General features: G+C 62.7%; 12 protein-coding genes and 2 pseudogenes. 7 read left to right on the forward strand and 7 right to left on the reverse strand.

The window, feature by feature from the left end:
- Positions 1-188 precede the first annotated feature (188 nt).
- Genes uhpA through E5E97_RS19145 form a run of 3 tightly spaced genes read left to right on the forward strand, consistent with a single transcriptional unit; the run spans position 189 to position 3652 of the window.
- The gene (uhpA, locus tag E5E97_RS19135; RefSeq protein ID WP_011706601.1) at positions 189-779 is read left to right on the forward strand and encodes a transcriptional regulator UhpA; all 591 of its coding nucleotides are present in this window, start codon (positions 189-191) and stop codon (positions 777-779) included.
- Positions 776-2296, forward strand: coding sequence for a signal transduction histidine-protein kinase/phosphatase UhpB (uhpB, locus tag E5E97_RS19140; RefSeq protein ID WP_171280805.1), 1521 nt, complete (start codon positions 776-778; stop codon positions 2294-2296). The genes uhpA and uhpB overlap by 4 nt, the downstream gene beginning before the upstream one ends.
- A gap of 27 nt (positions 2297-2323) precedes the next feature.
- Positions 2324-3652 carry an MFS transporter gene (locus E5E97_RS19145; protein ID WP_011706603.1) on the forward strand — a complete coding sequence of 443 codons (1329 nt, stop codon included), beginning with the start codon at positions 2324-2326 and terminating at the stop codon, positions 3650-3652.
- 4 nt (positions 3653-3656) lie between these two features.
- On the opposite strand, the pseudogene E5E97_RS19150 reads toward E5E97_RS19145, so the two are convergent.
- Positions 3657-4795: pseudogene (locus E5E97_RS19150) on the reverse strand (diguanylate cyclase).
- Between the two features lie 501 nt (positions 4796-5296).
- Here E5E97_RS19150 and E5E97_RS19155 point away from each other — a divergent pair.
- The 3 genes and pseudogenes from E5E97_RS19155 to E5E97_RS19165 all read left to right on the forward strand — a co-directional run bounded on the left by E5E97_RS19155 (position 5297) and on the right by E5E97_RS19165 (position 7861).
- A complete protein-coding gene (locus E5E97_RS19155; RefSeq protein WP_016351298.1) occupies positions 5297-6085 on the forward strand; it encodes a transporter substrate-binding domain-containing protein in 789 nt (262 codons plus the stop codon).
- A gap of 90 nt (positions 6086-6175) precedes the next feature.
- Positions 6176-7135, forward strand: coding sequence for an amino acid ABC transporter permease (locus tag E5E97_RS19160; RefSeq protein WP_041213497.1), 960 nt, complete (start codon positions 6176-6178; stop codon positions 7133-7135).
- Positions 7119-7861, forward strand: a pseudogene (locus E5E97_RS19165) (amino acid ABC transporter ATP-binding protein). The gene E5E97_RS19160 and the pseudogene E5E97_RS19165 overlap by 17 nt, the downstream one beginning before the upstream one ends.
- Before the next feature lie 60 nt (positions 7862-7921).
- Here the strand turns inward: E5E97_RS19165 and E5E97_RS19170 are convergent.
- Positions 7922-8383 carry a DUF2059 domain-containing protein gene (locus tag E5E97_RS19170; protein WP_029299858.1) on the reverse strand — a complete coding sequence of 154 codons (462 nt, stop codon included), beginning with the start codon at positions 8381-8383 and terminating at the stop codon, positions 7922-7924.
- Between the two features lie 250 nt (positions 8384-8633).
- Complete coding sequence (locus E5E97_RS19175) at positions 8634-9401, reverse strand: ABC transporter substrate-binding protein (RefSeq protein ID WP_043119166.1); 768 nt, start codon at positions 9399-9401, stop codon at positions 8634-8636.
- Between the two features lie 229 nt (positions 9402-9630).
- On the opposite strand from E5E97_RS19175, the gene E5E97_RS19180 reads away from it, so the two are divergent.
- A complete protein-coding gene (locus E5E97_RS19180) occupies positions 9631-10470 on the forward strand; it encodes a sterol desaturase family protein (RefSeq protein ID WP_045527431.1) in 840 nt (279 codons plus the stop codon).
- An 84-nt stretch (positions 10471-10554) separates the two neighbouring features.
- Here E5E97_RS19180 and E5E97_RS19185 read toward each other — a convergent pair whose 3' ends face one another.
- The 4 genes from E5E97_RS19185 to E5E97_RS19200 all read right to left on the reverse strand — a co-directional run bounded on the left by E5E97_RS19185 (position 10555) and on the right by E5E97_RS19200 (position 15018).
- Complete coding sequence (locus E5E97_RS19185) at positions 10555-11955, reverse strand: basic amino acid/polyamine antiporter (protein WP_171280806.1); 1401 nt, start codon at positions 11953-11955, stop codon at positions 10555-10557.
- A 9-nt stretch (positions 11956-11964) separates the two neighbouring features.
- A complete protein-coding gene (locus E5E97_RS19190) occupies positions 11965-12867 on the reverse strand; it encodes a homocysteine S-methyltransferase family protein (RefSeq protein ID WP_011706612.1) in 903 nt (300 codons plus the stop codon).
- 269 nt (positions 12868-13136) lie between these two features.
- Positions 13137-13679 (reverse strand): hypothetical protein, encoded by a 543-nt coding sequence (locus tag E5E97_RS19195; RefSeq protein WP_024944846.1) that lies wholly within the window; start codon positions 13677-13679, stop codon positions 13137-13139.
- Positions 13680-13698: 19 nt separating this feature from the next.
- Positions 13699-15018, reverse strand: coding sequence for a hemolysin family protein (locus E5E97_RS19200; RefSeq protein ID WP_011706614.1), 1320 nt, complete (start codon positions 15016-15018; stop codon positions 13699-13701).
- Positions 15019-15067: the final 49 nt, after the last annotated feature.

Raw genomic sequence — 15067 nt, forward strand, 5'->3', positions numbered from 1 at the left:
CCTCCCGGGTACGTGCCAAGCCGCTGCCGCAGGCCTGTGCACGTGCCCGCCCCTGATCCCGATCAAGCTTTGCCACAGAAGCGCCGCCGATCCCGTTCACATGCCCTGCTTTCTCTTGAGCCCGGACGAGGTGGCAGGTATCTTGTTGGCCGCGCCAGCACCCTGGCCGCAGATTTCAGGCTGACATCATGATAAAGATTGCCCTCATCGACGATCACCAGATCGTCCGCTCCGGCTTTGCCCAACTGCTCAATCTCGAACCCGATCTGCGGGTGGTGGCCGAATTCGGCTCCGCCGCCGAGGCGCTGGCGGGCCTGCCCGGCAGCGGCGTGCAGCTGTGCGTGTGCGACATCTCCATGCCGGACCAGTCCGGGCTGGATCTGCTCAAGCGCCTCCCTTCCGGCCTCGCCGTGGTGATGCTGTCGGTGCACGACAGCCCGGCGTTGATCGAGCAGGCGCTGCAGGCCGGCGCCAAGGGGTTTCTCTCCAAGCGCTGCAGCCCGGACGAGCTGATCGCCGCGGTGCGCACCGCCGCCCATGGCGGCTGCTACCTCACTCCGGACATCGCCCACAAGCTGGCCTGCAACAGCCAGGATCCGCTCACCAACCGGGAGCGGGAGGTGGCCCAGCTGCTGGCGCGGGGGCTGGAAGTGAAGGCCATCGCCGAGCAGCTCGGTCTCTCCCCCAAGACGGTGCACGTGCACCGCGCCAACCTGATGGACAAACTCAAGGTCAGCAACAACGTGGAGCTGGCCCACCGCATGCTGGACAGCTGGTGATCCCCCGTCTTGCCAGCTATGTCGCCATCTCGCTGGCGGCTTGCTTCATCTTTGCCGCCGGCTGGTTCTGCCTGTGGAGCATCGGCCTGCACCTGGCGGGCTCGCCCATGCTGGCAGCCCTGCTGTTCCCCTTCGGCCTGCGTCTGGGGCTGCTGCTGCAAAGCCCGCTCTCCTACTGGCCACCGCTGCTGCTGTGCGAATCCCTGCTGCTCTACTGGCTCAACCAGGAGGTGGGGCTGCCGCTGTGGCTGCTCATTCAGGCGGGCAGCCTGCTCACCCTGCTGCCGCTGCTGATCGCCCGCCGCCAGCCGGTGCGCAACGACTGGCAACAGCTGCTGGTGCTGCTGGCCACCGTCACGGTGGCGGCGGGGCTGCAATCCCTACTCTGGCATCTGGCTGGCGAGGATGGCCTCACCGCGCTGCTGCTCACCCTCACCGGCGGGCTGACGCTGACCTCCACCTGCATGCTGATCTGGCACTACCTCACCCGCGCCACCTGGGTGCCGCTCGGACCGACCCTGGTGGATCAACCGGTGGACTGGCGTTTTCGCCATCTGGTCTGGTATCTGCTGCTGTTCGTGCTGAGCCTCTGGCTGCAGCTAGGCCTGCCCGACTCGCTGGTGCGCTTCACCCCGTTTTGTCTGGCCATCCCCATCATGGCCATGGCCTGGCGCTATGGCTGGCAGGGGGCCCTGCTCGCCACCCTGATGAACACGGTGGCGCTGATGGCCGGCCAGGCCTGGCACGATCATCCACTCGATCTGCTGCTCTCCCTGCTGGCCCAGAGCCTCACCGGCCTGCTGCTCGGCGCCGGCATCCAGCGCCAGCGCGAGCTCAACCAGGCGCTGACCCGCCAGCTCGCCCACAATCGCCAGCTCACCGAGCGGCTGCTGGAGACCGAAGAGAGCATCCGCAAGGAGGTGGCGCGCGAGCTGCACGACGACATCGGCCAGACCATCACCGCCATCCGCACCCAGGCCGGCATCGTGCGCCGGCTCGCCCCGGACAATGCCGGGGTCGGCCAGAGCAGCGCCCTCATCGAGACGCTGTCGCTGGGCATCTACGACGCGGTGCGCGGCCTGCTCGGCCGGTTGCGCCCCCGCCAGCTCGACGACATGAGCCTGGAGCAGGCGGTACGCGGCCTGCTGCGGGAGCTGGAGCTGGAGCGCCGCGGCATCGTCACCCGGCTCGAGTGGCAACTGGCGGACGCCGGCCTCTCCGATGCCCAGCGGGTCACCCTTTTTCGGGTCTGTCAGGAGGGGCTCAACAACGTGGTGAAACACGCCAACGCCAGCTCGGTCACCATCCGGGCCCACCGCCAGGGCGAGCGACTGACCCTGCTGCTGGAAGACGATGGCTGCGGCCTGCCGGAACACCGCACACCCCAGGGCTACGGCCTGCTCGGCATTCGTGAGCGAGTGCAGGCGCTGGGAGGCGCATTACAGCTCTCCTGCGTGCACGGCACCCAGCTGACCGTGACCCTGCCCGGCCGCAAACGGGAGGAGAGTCATGAGTAACAGCCTGCCACAGGGGAGGACCGCCTGATGCTCAGCTTCATGAGAAGCGCACCGCCCCAGCCCCTCATCCGCGATCAGGCCGAGATCGACGCCTGTTATCGCCACTGGCGGCTGCACATCCTGCTGACCATGTATCTGGGCTACGCGGTGTTCTACTTCACCCGCAAGAGCTTCAACTTCGCCATGCCGGACATGCTGGCCAGCGGCATGCTGAACAAGGCCGACATCGGCATGCTGTGGACCCTGTTCTACATCACCTACGGCTGCTCCAAGTTCTTCTCCGGCATCATCAGCGACCGCGCCAACCCGCGCTACTTCATGGGCCTCGGGCTGATGGCGACCGGGGTCATCAACATACTGTTCGGGCTCTCATCGTCGCTGTGGCTGTTCGCTGCCCTCTGGGTGGCCAACGCCTTCTTCCAGGGCTGGGGCTGGCCCCCCTGCTCCAAGCTGCTCACCAGCTGGTACTCGCGCAGCGAGCGTGGCTTCTGGTGGTCAGCCTGGAACACGGCCCACAACGTGGGTGGCGCGCTCATTCCTCTTATCGTCAGCACCCTCGCCCTGCAGCACGGCTGGCGCTACGGCATGATAGTGCCCGGCCTTATCGCCATCCTTGCGGGGTTGTTCCTCTGCTGGCGGCTGCGCGATACCCCGGCCGCCATGGGACTGCCCACGGTGGGCGAGTGGCGAAACGATGCCATGGAGCTGGCCCAGCAGACCCAGGATGCCGGCCTCTCCCATCGCCAGATCCTGCGCAAATACGTGCTCGGCAACCCCTATATCTGGTTGCTCGCCTGCTGCTACGTACTGGTCTACGTGGTGCGCACCGCCATCAATGACTGGGGCAATCTCTACATGACCGAGCAGCGCGGCTTCAATCTGATGAGCGCCAACTCGGCCATCTCCATGTTCGAGGTGGGGGGCTTTATCGGTGCCCTGGTGGCGGGCTGGGGATCGGACAAGCTGTTCAACGGCAACCGCGGGCCGATGAACCTCATCTTCGCGGTGGGAATATTGCTGGCGGTGGGATCGCTCTGGCTGATGCCCTTCTTCAGCTACGTGATGCAGGCGGCCTGTTTCTTCACCATCGGCTTCTTCGTGTTCGGCCCCCAGATGCTGATCGGCATGGCGGCGGCCGAGTGCTCCCACAAGAATTCGGCGGGGGCCGCCACCGGCTTCGTCGGCCTGTTTGCCTACATGGGAGCGGCGCTCTCTGGCTATCCGCTGGCGAGGGTGCTGGAGATCTGGCACTGGCAGGGCTTCTTCGTGGTGATCTCGGTGGCCGCCGGCGTCTCCGCCCTGCTGCTGCTCCCCTTCCTCAAGGCGCAGGCGCCGCGTCCCCGCGACGCCGGTTGACCGGCTAGGCTTGCGCCAGCCGGCAGACCCGGTTCTTGCCCTCCCGCTTGGCCTGATAGAGGGCGCGATCCGCCTGACTGAACAGGGTGTCGAAGTGCCAGCTGTGCTGGCAGCGCACCAGCCCCATGCTGACGGTGATGCCGATCCCGTGCATGTCCTGCGCCGCCAGAGAGCGGATGATCTGCTCGCAGCGCTGCTGCTGCGCCGTTTCATCCTCCTGCGGCAACAGCAACACGAACTCCTCGCCGCCAAAGCGACTGGCCACCAGCTCTTGCTGAGCGCCGAGATAGGCCCCCACCGCGGCCAGCACCTTGTCCCCCATCTCATGACCATGGCGATCGTTGATCTGCTTGAAGTCATCGAGATCCAGCACCGCCAGGGCGCCGAACTCGGTCATTCGGCGCCGGGCCATCAGCTCCATGAAGCCGCGCCGGTTGAGCAGGCCGGTGAGCGGATCGTGGCTCGCCTGCTGGCGCAGGGCCAGTGCCCGATACTGGGTGCAGAGCAGCAGCACACCGAAGGTGGAGAGGTAGCTGCCCATCAGCATGGAGAGGAAGGGCAGCACGTTGACACCGCTCTGATCCATCAAAACTCTGGCGTCCCCCTGCAGCAGAAATGCCATGCGCAGCAGATTGAAGCCATAGAGCAGGATGTTGACCACGGTGAACACCAGTACGGCGGGCAGATAGGCGGGATAGCCGTACCGCCAGATGAGAAAGACGATCACCGCTCCCAGCACCATGTAGCTAAGGCAAGCCAGCAGCACCCGGGGGCCATCTGATCGTTGAAGGCAATGCTCCAGCTCAGGATCAGCACATAGATCAGCATGAACCAGTCGCTGGCAGACCAGCTGAGGGGCTGGCCGAAGAAACGCTGCAACGCCAGCGGCATCAGGGCGATGCAGACGGTGATCAGCAGATTGGCCAGCCAGATCCCCGCCAGACTCGGCATGAAGGCCTGCAGGGTAAAGAGGCTCTGGGCCGCCAGTGCGAACAGACTGGACCACCACCAGTATCCGAGTCCGGGGATCTCCCTGTGGGTCGACCAGATGATGGAGAGGGTGATGAAGCCGAGGCTGTAGCCACCCAGCGCCATGATCATCAGGGTGAATACATCCAGCTTGAGCAGTATTGAGGCGTCCATACCAGTGCCACTAAACGAAGGTAACTGAGTATATTGGAAGCGCAAAACAAGACCCAGCGGTGTCTGACTAAATCCTCAATTAAAAATCATTTGGTGGGTGGCAATCGCACTCTCTAAATTCATTCGAATCTGTTTTTTGGCACTTGGCGGCCAGGTGAGCAACAATTGACACTGCTGATGGCGGGCTGGCCTGTAACAAAATGTGCTGAATACATTTTTGGCTTGAACCCGCCTCATTAGATAGATATGTTGTTTTCGTGTGATTTTATGAGTGTCGCCACGGGGAAAAAGCGCCACTAACCTATTGAGTCATCTGGCACAATCGGAATTTGGTACATTTTTCACTCAACTCGCGACAAATAGAATCTCATATGGGGCTTTTGCCTCAATCAAGACAATAATCCTGTCTTGCCCTGTTGCCGGATGCAGCAGTCTCTTGTGCCACGGAGTCGCACGGGATCAGGTTCAAGGCCGAACACACTTTTGACAGAGACGTCACTTATGATCAAAAAACTCATTCTTTCTACCCTGCTGCTGTGCGGGCTGGCCAACGCGGCGCCCACTTCCACCCTGGATGCCGTGCTGGAGCGCGGCGTGCTGCGGGTCGGTTTCGACGCCGGCTATCAACCCTTCGAAATGACCAACAAGCAGGGCCAGTACATCGGCTTTGACGTGGATCTGGCCAAGATGGTCGCCAAGGAGATGGGCGTGAAGGTCGAGTTCGTCAACACCGCCTGGGATGGCATCATTCCGGCCCTTTTGACCGACAAGTTCGACGTCATCATGGGCGGCATGACCGTCACCCCCCAGCGCAACCTGCGCGTCAACTTTGCCGACCCCTACATCGTGGTCGGGCAGACCATCGTCCTGCGCAAGGACAAGGCCGGCGAGATCAAATCCTTCACCGACCTCAACGACCCGAAATACAAGATCGCGGTCAAGCTCGGCACCACCGGCGAGCAGGCGGTCAAGCGTCTGATCCCGAAAGCCACCCTGCTGCAGTTTGAAACCCAGGATGACGCCAAGCTGGAAGTCATCAACGGTAAGGTCGACGCCTTCGTCTACGACCTGCCCTACAACGCCATCTTCGCCACCCAGAACAAGGGCGCCGTGGTGCACCTCGACAAGCCGTTCACCTTCGAACCGCTGGCCTGGGCCATCCGCAAGGGCGACCAGGACACCCTCAACTGGTTCAACAACTACCTGCGCCAAATCAAGGGCGACGGCAGCTACGACCGCCTCTACCAGAAGTGGTTCGAATCCACCGCCTGGCTGAACCAGCTCAAGTAACCTCGCAAGGGGCGGCCCGCCGCCCCTTCACGCAGATCCCCACACAATAACTACAACGAGGTTGCGACAGTGCACAACCCAACAAGACAGATGGAAAAACAACCCAATCAACTGCTCTGGCACGGGATCTTCCTGCTGATCGTGCTGGCCGCCATCTTTGGCATCTACAAGGCCGTGCAATCGGTGGATTACACCTGGCGCTGGGAGCGGATCCCCCAGTACATCGCCTATCAGGCGGAACAGAAAAACTACGCCGAATTTGACGGTACCGTGGTCGCCGGCACCACCGAAGCCGACAAGGGCAAGCTGTTTTTGCAAAACGACCTCGATCCCAACCAGCGCCAAGCCATCGCCATCAGCGGCGGCCAGGTAGCGGAAGGGGACACCGTCTTTCGTGGCGACACCCTCGACACCCAGCTGAGCTGGACTGCCGGCCCCATCGCCTGGGGCGTCTGGGTCACGGTCAAACTCTCGCTAGTGGCGGGCATCTTCGCCATCCTGCTCGGCACCCTGGCCGGGCTGGCCAGACTCTCCCCCAATCCCGCCCTGCGCAACCTGGCGGTTACCTACGTGGAGCTCATCCGCGGCACCCCGCTGCTGGTGCAGATCTTCATCGTCTACTTCTTCATCGGCACCGTGCTGAACCTCGACCGATTCACCGCCGGGGTGGCGGCACTGGCAGTCTTTACCGGCGCCTACGTGGCGGAAATCGTCCGTGCCGGCATCAGCTCCATCCACAAGGGGCAGATGGAAGCGGGCAGAAGCCTCGGCATGACCTCGGCCCAGACCATGCGCTACGTCATCCTGCCGCAGGCGTTCAAGCGGGTGCTGCCGCCGTTGGCGGGCCAGTTCATCAACCTTATCAAGGACTCCTCGCTGGTCTCTGTCATCTCCATCACCGATCTCACCAAGGCGGGGCGCGAGGTGGTGAGTTCCACCTTCAGCCCGTTCGAGGTGTGGTTCACCGTGGCCCTGCTCTATCTGGTGCTGACTGGCACTCTCTCCTTCCTGGTGCGTCGTCTGGAGGTGAAATATGCGCGCAGCAACTGATCCCATTATCAAGGCCAGCGGTGTAGAGAAGTTCTACGGCACCGAGGTGCACGCCCTCAAGAACGTCAGTACCCAGGTCGCCGAGGGGGAAGTGGTGGTGATCGTCGGCCCCAGCGGCTCCGGCAAGTCCACCTTCCTGCGCACCCTCAACCAGCTGGAGACCATCAACGACGGCAATATCGTGGTGGATGGCATTAGCCTGACCGAACCCGGTGACGTCAACAAATTGCGGGAAGAGGTGGGCATGGTGTTCCAGTCTTTCAACCTCTTCCCCCATCTGAATGTGCTGGACAACATCTGCCTCGCCCCGCAGAAGGTGCGCGGGCTGTCGCGTCGCGATGCCGAAGACAGAGCCAAGGCCCTGCTGCTCAAAGTCGGTCTGTCGGCCAAGGCTGAGAGCTATCCCTCCCAGCTCTCCGGCGGTCAGCAACAGCGGGTGGCCATCGCCCGGGCGCTCGCCATGCAGCCGCGCATCATGCTGTTTGACGAGCCCACCAGTGCGCTCGACCCCGAGATGGTGGGCGAGGTGCTGGACGTGATGAAGGGGCTGGCCCGCGAGGGGATGACCATGGTGGTAGTGACCCACGAGATGGGCTTTGCCCGTGAGGTGGCAGATCGCGTGCTCTTTATGGAGAGCGGCGAACTGCTGGTAGACGAAAAGCCGACGGACTTTTTCGACAATCCCCCTCCCCGCGCCTGCGCCAGTTCCTGAGCCAGGTGCTGTAATCGCACCGGCGATAAAAAGCAGAAGAGGGAGCCCATGGCTCCCTCTTTTCGTTGAAGTATCTATTTTGTCGCTTTGCGTTTTGCTTCATCCAGCATGGCTTGCAGTGCCGGCATGTTGCGCTCGGCCAGAGATTGGCCCACCAGCGAGCTCTCCTGAAAGATCGCCGGCATCGTATCCAGGGATTTCTTCCCGACCGGGCTCTGATAAAAGGCGATCAGTTGCTTGAGCTCAGCCTCGGTGAAATGCTTGCGGTAGATAGCGGCCACTTCGGTACTCATGGCCCCCCAAGAGAGGTAACGGCTCACCCAGGCCTCCAGTACATCGCGGTGCTGGGCCAACTCCTGTGCATGTTCACCGGCACCCCGAATGATCAGCGGGATCATCTGTGCCTGCATCTGGGCCTGCAGCTGCTCCGCCTGCTGCTCGCTGTTGAGCAGGTTGACCAGTTCCTGAGCGGGATCGGCCCACACACTGCCACTCCACACCAGAGCGATGACAACCCCTCTTTTCACCCACTGCATAACCACCTCACTAATCATATAAAAACAACAGGTTACATTGATTTATCAAACAGACCAGTCGCCAGATGGTGGTGATGCGTGCAAGGTCTATGATGGTCACCCGGATCTGTGCCGGCGACCCCCTGTGGTGCAGCCTTTCCCGCCGCCGTCACCGGTGACCCACCAAAAACAGCAGAGGGACTCTCAGTCCCTCTGCTATTGGCCGAAACCCTGTCTTTATCGGCTGAATCTGACTGGCACCCTTATCAGTTCAGCGCGGGGACTTTCCCAGATAACGCTCCACTATGGTTCGGATCCCGTCCCGCTTCTTGAGCTCGTAGAGCCGCTTGTCGAACTGCTCGGCAAAGTCCTCCTTGAAGTCGAACTCCCCCTTGCGGCTGTAGCCGAGGAACCCCTGCTCCTTGCTGAGCACTGGCCCCTGCTTGAGCTGGGACATGTCGGCCACCGCCAGCTGGTTGCCCTTGATCATGTTGAGCAGCTCATAGAGCAGGGAGAGGCGGTCGTTGACGGTACAGTCCACCCGGCCGCGCACTATCTTGAGCAGGTTCTCCCGATTGCTTTTCACCTCCTCCAACCCGATCTTCTGCTGCTGGACGGCCTGCCAGAAGGGGGCACCACCTATGGTGAAACCGGCATTCATGCCAAAGCGCAGCCCGTAGTAGTCGACCGGGAACTGCGCCTGCGGGGTATTGACCGCCACCCCGGCGCCGCACATCACCACCAGCTCCTCGTCGAGCAGGGGTTGGGAGTAGGGCCACATCCAGGGGCGGCTGTCGGGCTGATAGTAGGGTGGAAAGATGGCGAAGGCACTGCCCTGCTCCACCATGCTGAGACCCCGTCGCCAGGGCATGGCCTTGAGCACCACCTCGTACTCATCCATGGAGGCCGTCACGCTGCGCACTATGTCGGCATAGATCCCCTTCACCTCCTCCCCCTCCTGCCAGGAATAGGGTGGATAGTTGGCATCGGCCAGGATCTCGACCCGGGTCTTGGCCTGCGCCAGCAGGCAGACCCCCATCAACAAACAACACCACAGCCGCATCATCTGCCACTCCAGAGGTAGAAAACCTCATCAAGCATAGTCACTGCACCATGGCTCAGAGGGCCATCACGCCCTTTCATGGCAATGCGTTTGCGGACTCCCGCCGCCCGCGTCAGATGGCGACGGCCATCGGGTAAAAATTGTTAATGAAAGATTAAATTCATCCTTTATGCTGGAGAGCAATTGCTCTGACTGGATACCCGACATGGATGTGCAACTGATCCTGCTCTACCTCTCGCCGCTCTTTCTGGCCTTCATCGGCTGGGAGATGCTTTATCTGCGCAAACATGGCGCCGCCTATCCCACCGCCGGCTACCAGTGGAAGGATCTCTTCGCCAACGCCACCCTGGCGCTGATGCATCAGGGGGGCGACGCGCTGACGGCCATCGCCATCGCCTACCTCTACGACGCCCTCTGGGGCTGGCGGCTGCTGGATATCGATCTCAACCTCTGGAGCCTGCTGCTGCTCTTTTTGTTGCAGGATCTCTGCTATTGGCTGTTCCACTTCGCCAGCCACCACGTGCGCTGGTTGTGGGCCTCCCACGTGGTGCACCACAGCTCGGAGCGGCTCAACCTCTCCACCGCCTTTCGCCAGAGCCTGATGTACCCGGTCTCCGGCATGTGGCTGTTCTGGATCCCGATGATCCTCATCGGCTTCCCGCCCGAGGCGGTGGTGGCCACCGTGCTCTTGAGCCTGGGTTTTCAGTTCTTCGTCCACACCCAGGTGGTGGGCAAGCTTGGCAGGCTGGAGTGGGTTTTTAACACCCCCTCCCACCACAGGGTGCACCACGCCAGCAACGCCAAATACATAGATCGCAACTTCGCCGGCGTGCTCATTATCTGGGACAGGCTGTTCGGCACCTTCGTGGAAGAGGACCCCGCCGAGCCGTGTCGCTTCGGCATCACCAAGCCGATCCACAGCTTCAACCCGCTCACCCTCACCTTCCACGAGTGGCGCGACATGCTGCAAGAGGCCCGCGGCCTACCCTGGCGGCAAAAGCTCGCGGTGCTGTTTGGCAAACCGGCTGGCCCCGCCAGCCGCTAAGTCCTTGCCGCAGCAAAACAAGTGCGCGCCGCAGACAAAAAGAGAGCGCCCCTGGGCGCTCTCTTGCATTGGGTCACAACCTGGTCAGACGTGGGCAAAAGACCAGATGGCGGGGATCAGGCTCAGCAGCGTCACCCCGGCCAGCAGCCGCTCTCGCCCGCTGAGCCGCAGTTCGGCCCCCAGCTGGCGGCGGCTGTAGAGAAACAGCAGCAAACCCGGCCCATAGAGCAGCAAGGAGAGCAGCAGGTACTCCACCCCGGCGGCATAGAGCAGCCACAGGCCGTAACCGCTCGATACCAGCGCCACCGCCCGCATCAGGCCATTGCCCTCCCTACGCAAGGAGAGCTTGAGCAGGAACAGACCGATCAACAGGTAGGGCACCAGGATCATCGAGGTGGAGATGAGCAGCAGGTTGGTGTAACCCTTGCCGAGCAGCCACACCAGCAGCAGACAGCCCTGCACCGTCAGGCTGGTGAGCCACAGCGAGGCGATGGGGGTGCCGTTGCGGTTCTGGCGTCGGAAGATGGACGGGAAAGCGCCGTGGCGGGCCGCGCTGAACGGCACCTCGGCCGAGAACAGGGTCCAGCTCACGTAGGAGGCGAGCACCGAGACGATGAGGCCGACGCTGATGAGCAGCTTGCCCCAGGAGCCGGTCATCTGGGCCATCAGCCCGGCCATGGAAGGGTTGGGCAGGGCCGCGAGCTCGGGGCGGCTCAGGATCCCGAGCGCCAGCACCGAGATGAGCACATAGAGCAGCAGCGCCAGCACCACCCCGAGCACGGTGGCCGTGCCCACGTCCCGCTTGTTTCTGGCCCGGGCCGACAGCACCGCCGCCCCCTCGATGCCGGTGAAGACCCAGAGGGTGATGAGCATGGTGTTGCGCACCTGCTCGGAGACCGGCGTTGCCAGGGTACTGCCCTGCTGATCCGCCGCAAAGGTGACCGGGTCAAACCAGTAGCAGGCGAACAGGATGAACAGCAGCAACGGCAGGCTCTTGGCCAGGGTCGCCACCAGGTTGAACAGGGCCGCCTGCTGCACGCCCCGGGCCACCAGCAGGTGCACCGCCCAGAGAATGCAGGACTCGCCGATGAAGGCCACCAGGGTGTTGCCCTCGCCAAACCAGACCTGCTGCGGGGTGTCGACGAAGCTGCCCAGAGCCGCGAAGGCAATCACCAGATAACCCACCACACCGATGGTGGCGCAGAGCCAATAGCCCCAGGCGGAGAAGAAGCCCACCAGATCGCCAAAACCGGCGCGGGCATAGCTGTAGATGCCACCGTCAAGATCCGGCCTTAACCGCGACAGATACAGAAAACTCATGGCGAGCGCCAGGATGCCCACCCCGGTGACGCCCCAGCCGATCAGTACGGCGCGGGCGCCAGCCACCTCGGCCATGTTCTGTGGCAGGCTGAAGATCCCCGCCCCCACCATGGAGCTGAACACCAGCGCGGTGAGGGACCAGAGGCCGATCTTGCTCTCTTTCATGGGCTCTCCTTAGCGCAACCGACTGCTCAGTGCCTGAATGTGTTCCGGCCCGATGCCGCAGCAGCCGCCGATGAGGTTTGCTCCGACCCCGCGCCAGCGCTCGGCCCAGCCAAGGTAATCCAGCGGCCCCAGATCGGTGCGGATCTCGTCCAGCCCGTCGTTGGCGGTCGCTTCCTTGGGCTGGGGCGGGAAGGCGTTGGCATAGGCGCCGAGCCGGATGTCGCTGCGGTCCAGCGTCTGCAACGCGGCGCCGGCCACCTTGAGCGCCCCTTCGATCACCTCGGGCTGACAGCAGTTGAACAGGATGGCGTCCACCCCGGCCGATGCCAGCGCGGTAACCGCATCGGCCACTCGCTCGCCGGAGCGCAGGGTTGGCTCGCCGCCCGGCGCCTCGTCCTCCAGGGTGAAGGAGACCCAGAACGGTTTGCCATCCTCGGGCAGCAGGGCCCGGATGGCCAGCGGCTCGGCAATCAGGCTCATGGTCTCCGCCAGCCAGAGATCCACGTGGGGGGAGAGCGCCCGAATAAGCGGGGTCGCCAGCTCGCTCACCCGGCCTGCGTCGAACAAGTCGGCGCGGTAGGAACCAAACAGCGGCGGCAAGGAGCCGGCCACCTGCACGCGACCCGGCTGCTCCTCGGCCACCTCGCGGGCCAGCTGACCGGCCAGCGCCGCCAACCCCTCCCCCTCTGCCACAAAGCGCGCGTCACCGATATGAAACGGCACCAGCGCATAGCTGTTGGTGGTGATGACCCGGGCCCCGCTCGCCACATAGGCCTGATGCACCTCGCGCACCGTCTCGGGGGCCTCCATCAGGGCCAGCGCCGACCACTCCGGCTGGCGAAACGGCGCGCCCCGCCGTGCCAGCTCGCGTCCCATGCCGCCATCCAGTACCCACAAATCCTTTGTATCCATCTCTGTCTCTCTGCGTGTCCCCGTCGTGACGGGTATTTATTGTGTTGAGTCAAAATAAGCCATCAAAACATCTAGACGGCTAGAATGCCTTTTCATCATGACCCAAAGTAGAACAAGAGGCAATCGGGTGCTACGAACAAATCTGAACAAGCTCAGGGAGATAACGGCAAAGGAAGGGAGGTATGGCTGTTGAAGGCTCAACACCAGGATGAGAAACGACAAGAGGCCACCCGAAGGTGGCCTCTTGTGGCGACAAGTGCACTGGCGGCTCAACGTCCGGCCAGTACCCGCTTGGTCTGTTTGACCCAGTCGGACACCCGACCCTGCTGGGGATACCCCTGCCAGATCTGCTCCCATTGGGCGGGGCTGAGCGGGCGACCCAACCGGCGTTGCACCCCGGCATAGAGGTAGTCGTGAGCCGTGGTGCGAGCCTGGGCGGAGGTGAGGAACTTGGCCACCGGATCGGTCAGGCGCACGTCCCGCATGCCCAGCAGCGGGTAGTCGCTGTGCACCGCCGCCAACATGGTCTCGCGCATGGCCGATTCGATGTAGCCGCGGGCAAACAGGGCGGTCACCGACTCGAGCGATCCTTGATCCGGGCCGTGATACTCCTCGTCGAACACCGGACTCGGCTCCGCCACGGCGCTTTGCACCACCGCATCCGGGTCCTGCTGCGGCACCACCACGGCCGCCTTGGGGGCTGCCGGTTTGGCGACTGTGGTGGCCTTGCGCGGCGCGCTCTGGCTGCAGGCACCGAGTGCCAGGGCGAGCGCCACACAGGCCAGCGCACGGGAATGAGACTGCATCTTCATGATTGCTAACTAGCTCCTTTTACGATTCCTGAGCGGGTTTCTCGGCCGGCGTGGGCTCGACCCGGGTGACCAGCAGCTGGTCAATCTTGTAGCTGTCGATGTCCACCACTTCGAACTTGTAACCGGCGTATTTGACCGAGTCGGTTCGCTTGGGGATCTTGCGCAGCATGTACATGATGAAGCCGGCGATGGTTTCATAATTCTGGTTTTCCGGGAACTCCTCGATGTCGAAGGCGCGCATCACGTCGGAGATGGGGGTCACCCCGTCCACCAGCCAGGAGTTCTCGTCCCGCTGCACGATCTGCTCCTCCACCACGTGGGTAGCCCACTCGCCCATCACGGTACTCATCAGGTCGTTCATGGTGACGATCCCCACCACCAGGGCATACTCGTTCATCACCACGGCAAAGTCGCCACGATGGTTCTTGAAGTACTCCATCGCTTCGTAGAGGTTGAGGGTGTCGGGGATGATGATGACGTTCTGCACCAGCGAGCCGCTGTTGAGATCGATGCTCTGGCCGCTGATGACCCGGATCAGCAGCTCCTTGGAGTCGACGAAGCCCTTGATGCTGTCGAGGTTGTGATCACACACCAGGAACTTGTTGTGGGGGTGTTCGGCAATCTTGGCCTTGATGCTCTCCTCGCCCTCCTGCAGGGTGAAGTAGATGAGGCTCTCGCGCGCGGTCATGGCGGAGGTGACGCCGAGGGATTGCAGCTCGAACACGTTCTCGATGAGCTGGTGCTCCTCGCGCTGGATGACGCCCGCTTCGGCGCCTGCATCCATCACCGCATAGATATCGTCGGAGGTGATCTCGTCGTTGCGCACCATGGAGATGCGCAGCAGGCGGAATAGGCCGTTGGCCATGCCGTTGAACAGCCACACCAGCGGCATCAGCAGGGTGACGCACAGCAGCATGGGGCGCACCACCACCACGGCAATCCGCTCCGGCATGGTCATGGCGAGGCGCTTGGGCATCAGATCGGCGATCAGGATGAACATGCCGGTGACGAACACGAAGGAGGCTGCCGAGCTGATCTCGCCCAGCCAGGGCCCCTGATAGAACTCGGAGATGAACTCCTTGATGGCCGGGTTCAGGGCAGACTCGCCCAGGATACCGCCCAGGATGGCGACGGTGTTGAGCCCGATCTGCACCACGGTAAAGAAGTTGCCCGGCTGGGCCTGCAGTGCCAGTACCTTTTCGGCATGGCGGTTGCCCTCATCGGCCATCACCTGCAACTTGATCTTGCGGGAGGCGGCGAGGGAGATCTCGGAGAGAGAGAAGAACACGCTGCCGGCGACCAGCAGCATCAGGAAAAATAAACTATCGGCAAAACTCATGATTAACCTATTGCAACAGCCGCCTTAGCACAAGACGGCAAACTGGGTC

Origin of the sequence: Aeromonas sp. 2692-1, assembly GCF_013085505.1 — a bacterium.
In the GTDB taxonomy this organism is placed as follows: domain Bacteria; phylum Pseudomonadota; class Gammaproteobacteria; order Enterobacterales; family Aeromonadaceae; genus Aeromonas; species Aeromonas hydrophila.

Bases quoted from the DNA above. Each gene is read 5' to 3' on its own strand.
- E5E97_RS19180 (WP_045527431.1), top strand. From the start codon at position 9,631: ATGGATGTGCAACTGATCCTGCTCTACCTCTCGCCGCTCTTTCTGGCC.
- E5E97_RS19185 (WP_171280806.1), bottom strand. From the start codon at position 11,955: ATGAAAGAGAGCAAGATCGGCCTCTGGTCCCTCACCGCGCTGGTGTTC.
- E5E97_RS19200 (WP_011706614.1), bottom strand. From the start codon at position 15,018: ATGAGTTTTGCCGATAGTTTATTTTTCCTGATGCTGCTGGTCGCCGGC.
- E5E97_RS19170 (WP_029299858.1), bottom strand. From the start codon at position 8,383: ATGCAGTGGGTGAAAAGAGGGGTTGTCATCGCTCTGGTGTGGAGTGGC.
- E5E97_RS19195 (WP_024944846.1), bottom strand. From the start codon at position 13,679: ATGAAGATGCAGTCTCATTCCCGTGCGCTGGCCTGTGTGGCGCTCGCC.
- E5E97_RS19190 (WP_011706612.1), bottom strand. From the start codon at position 12,867: ATGGATACAAAGGATTTGTGGGTACTGGATGGCGGCATGGGACGCGAG.
- E5E97_RS19160 (WP_041213497.1), top strand. From the start codon at position 6,176: ATGGAAAAACAACCCAATCAACTGCTCTGGCACGGGATCTTCCTGCTG.
- E5E97_RS19175 (WP_043119166.1), bottom strand. From the start codon at position 9,401: ATGGGGGTCTGCCTGCTGGCGCAGGCCAAGACCCGGGTCGAGATCCTG.
- E5E97_RS19145 (WP_011706603.1), top strand. From the start codon at position 2,324: ATGCTCAGCTTCATGAGAAGCGCACCGCCCCAGCCCCTCATCCGCGAT.
- E5E97_RS19155 (WP_016351298.1), top strand. From the start codon at position 5,297: ATGATCAAAAAACTCATTCTTTCTACCCTGCTGCTGTGCGGGCTGGCC.
- uhpA (WP_011706601.1), top strand. From the start codon at position 189: ATGATAAAGATTGCCCTCATCGACGATCACCAGATCGTCCGCTCCGGC.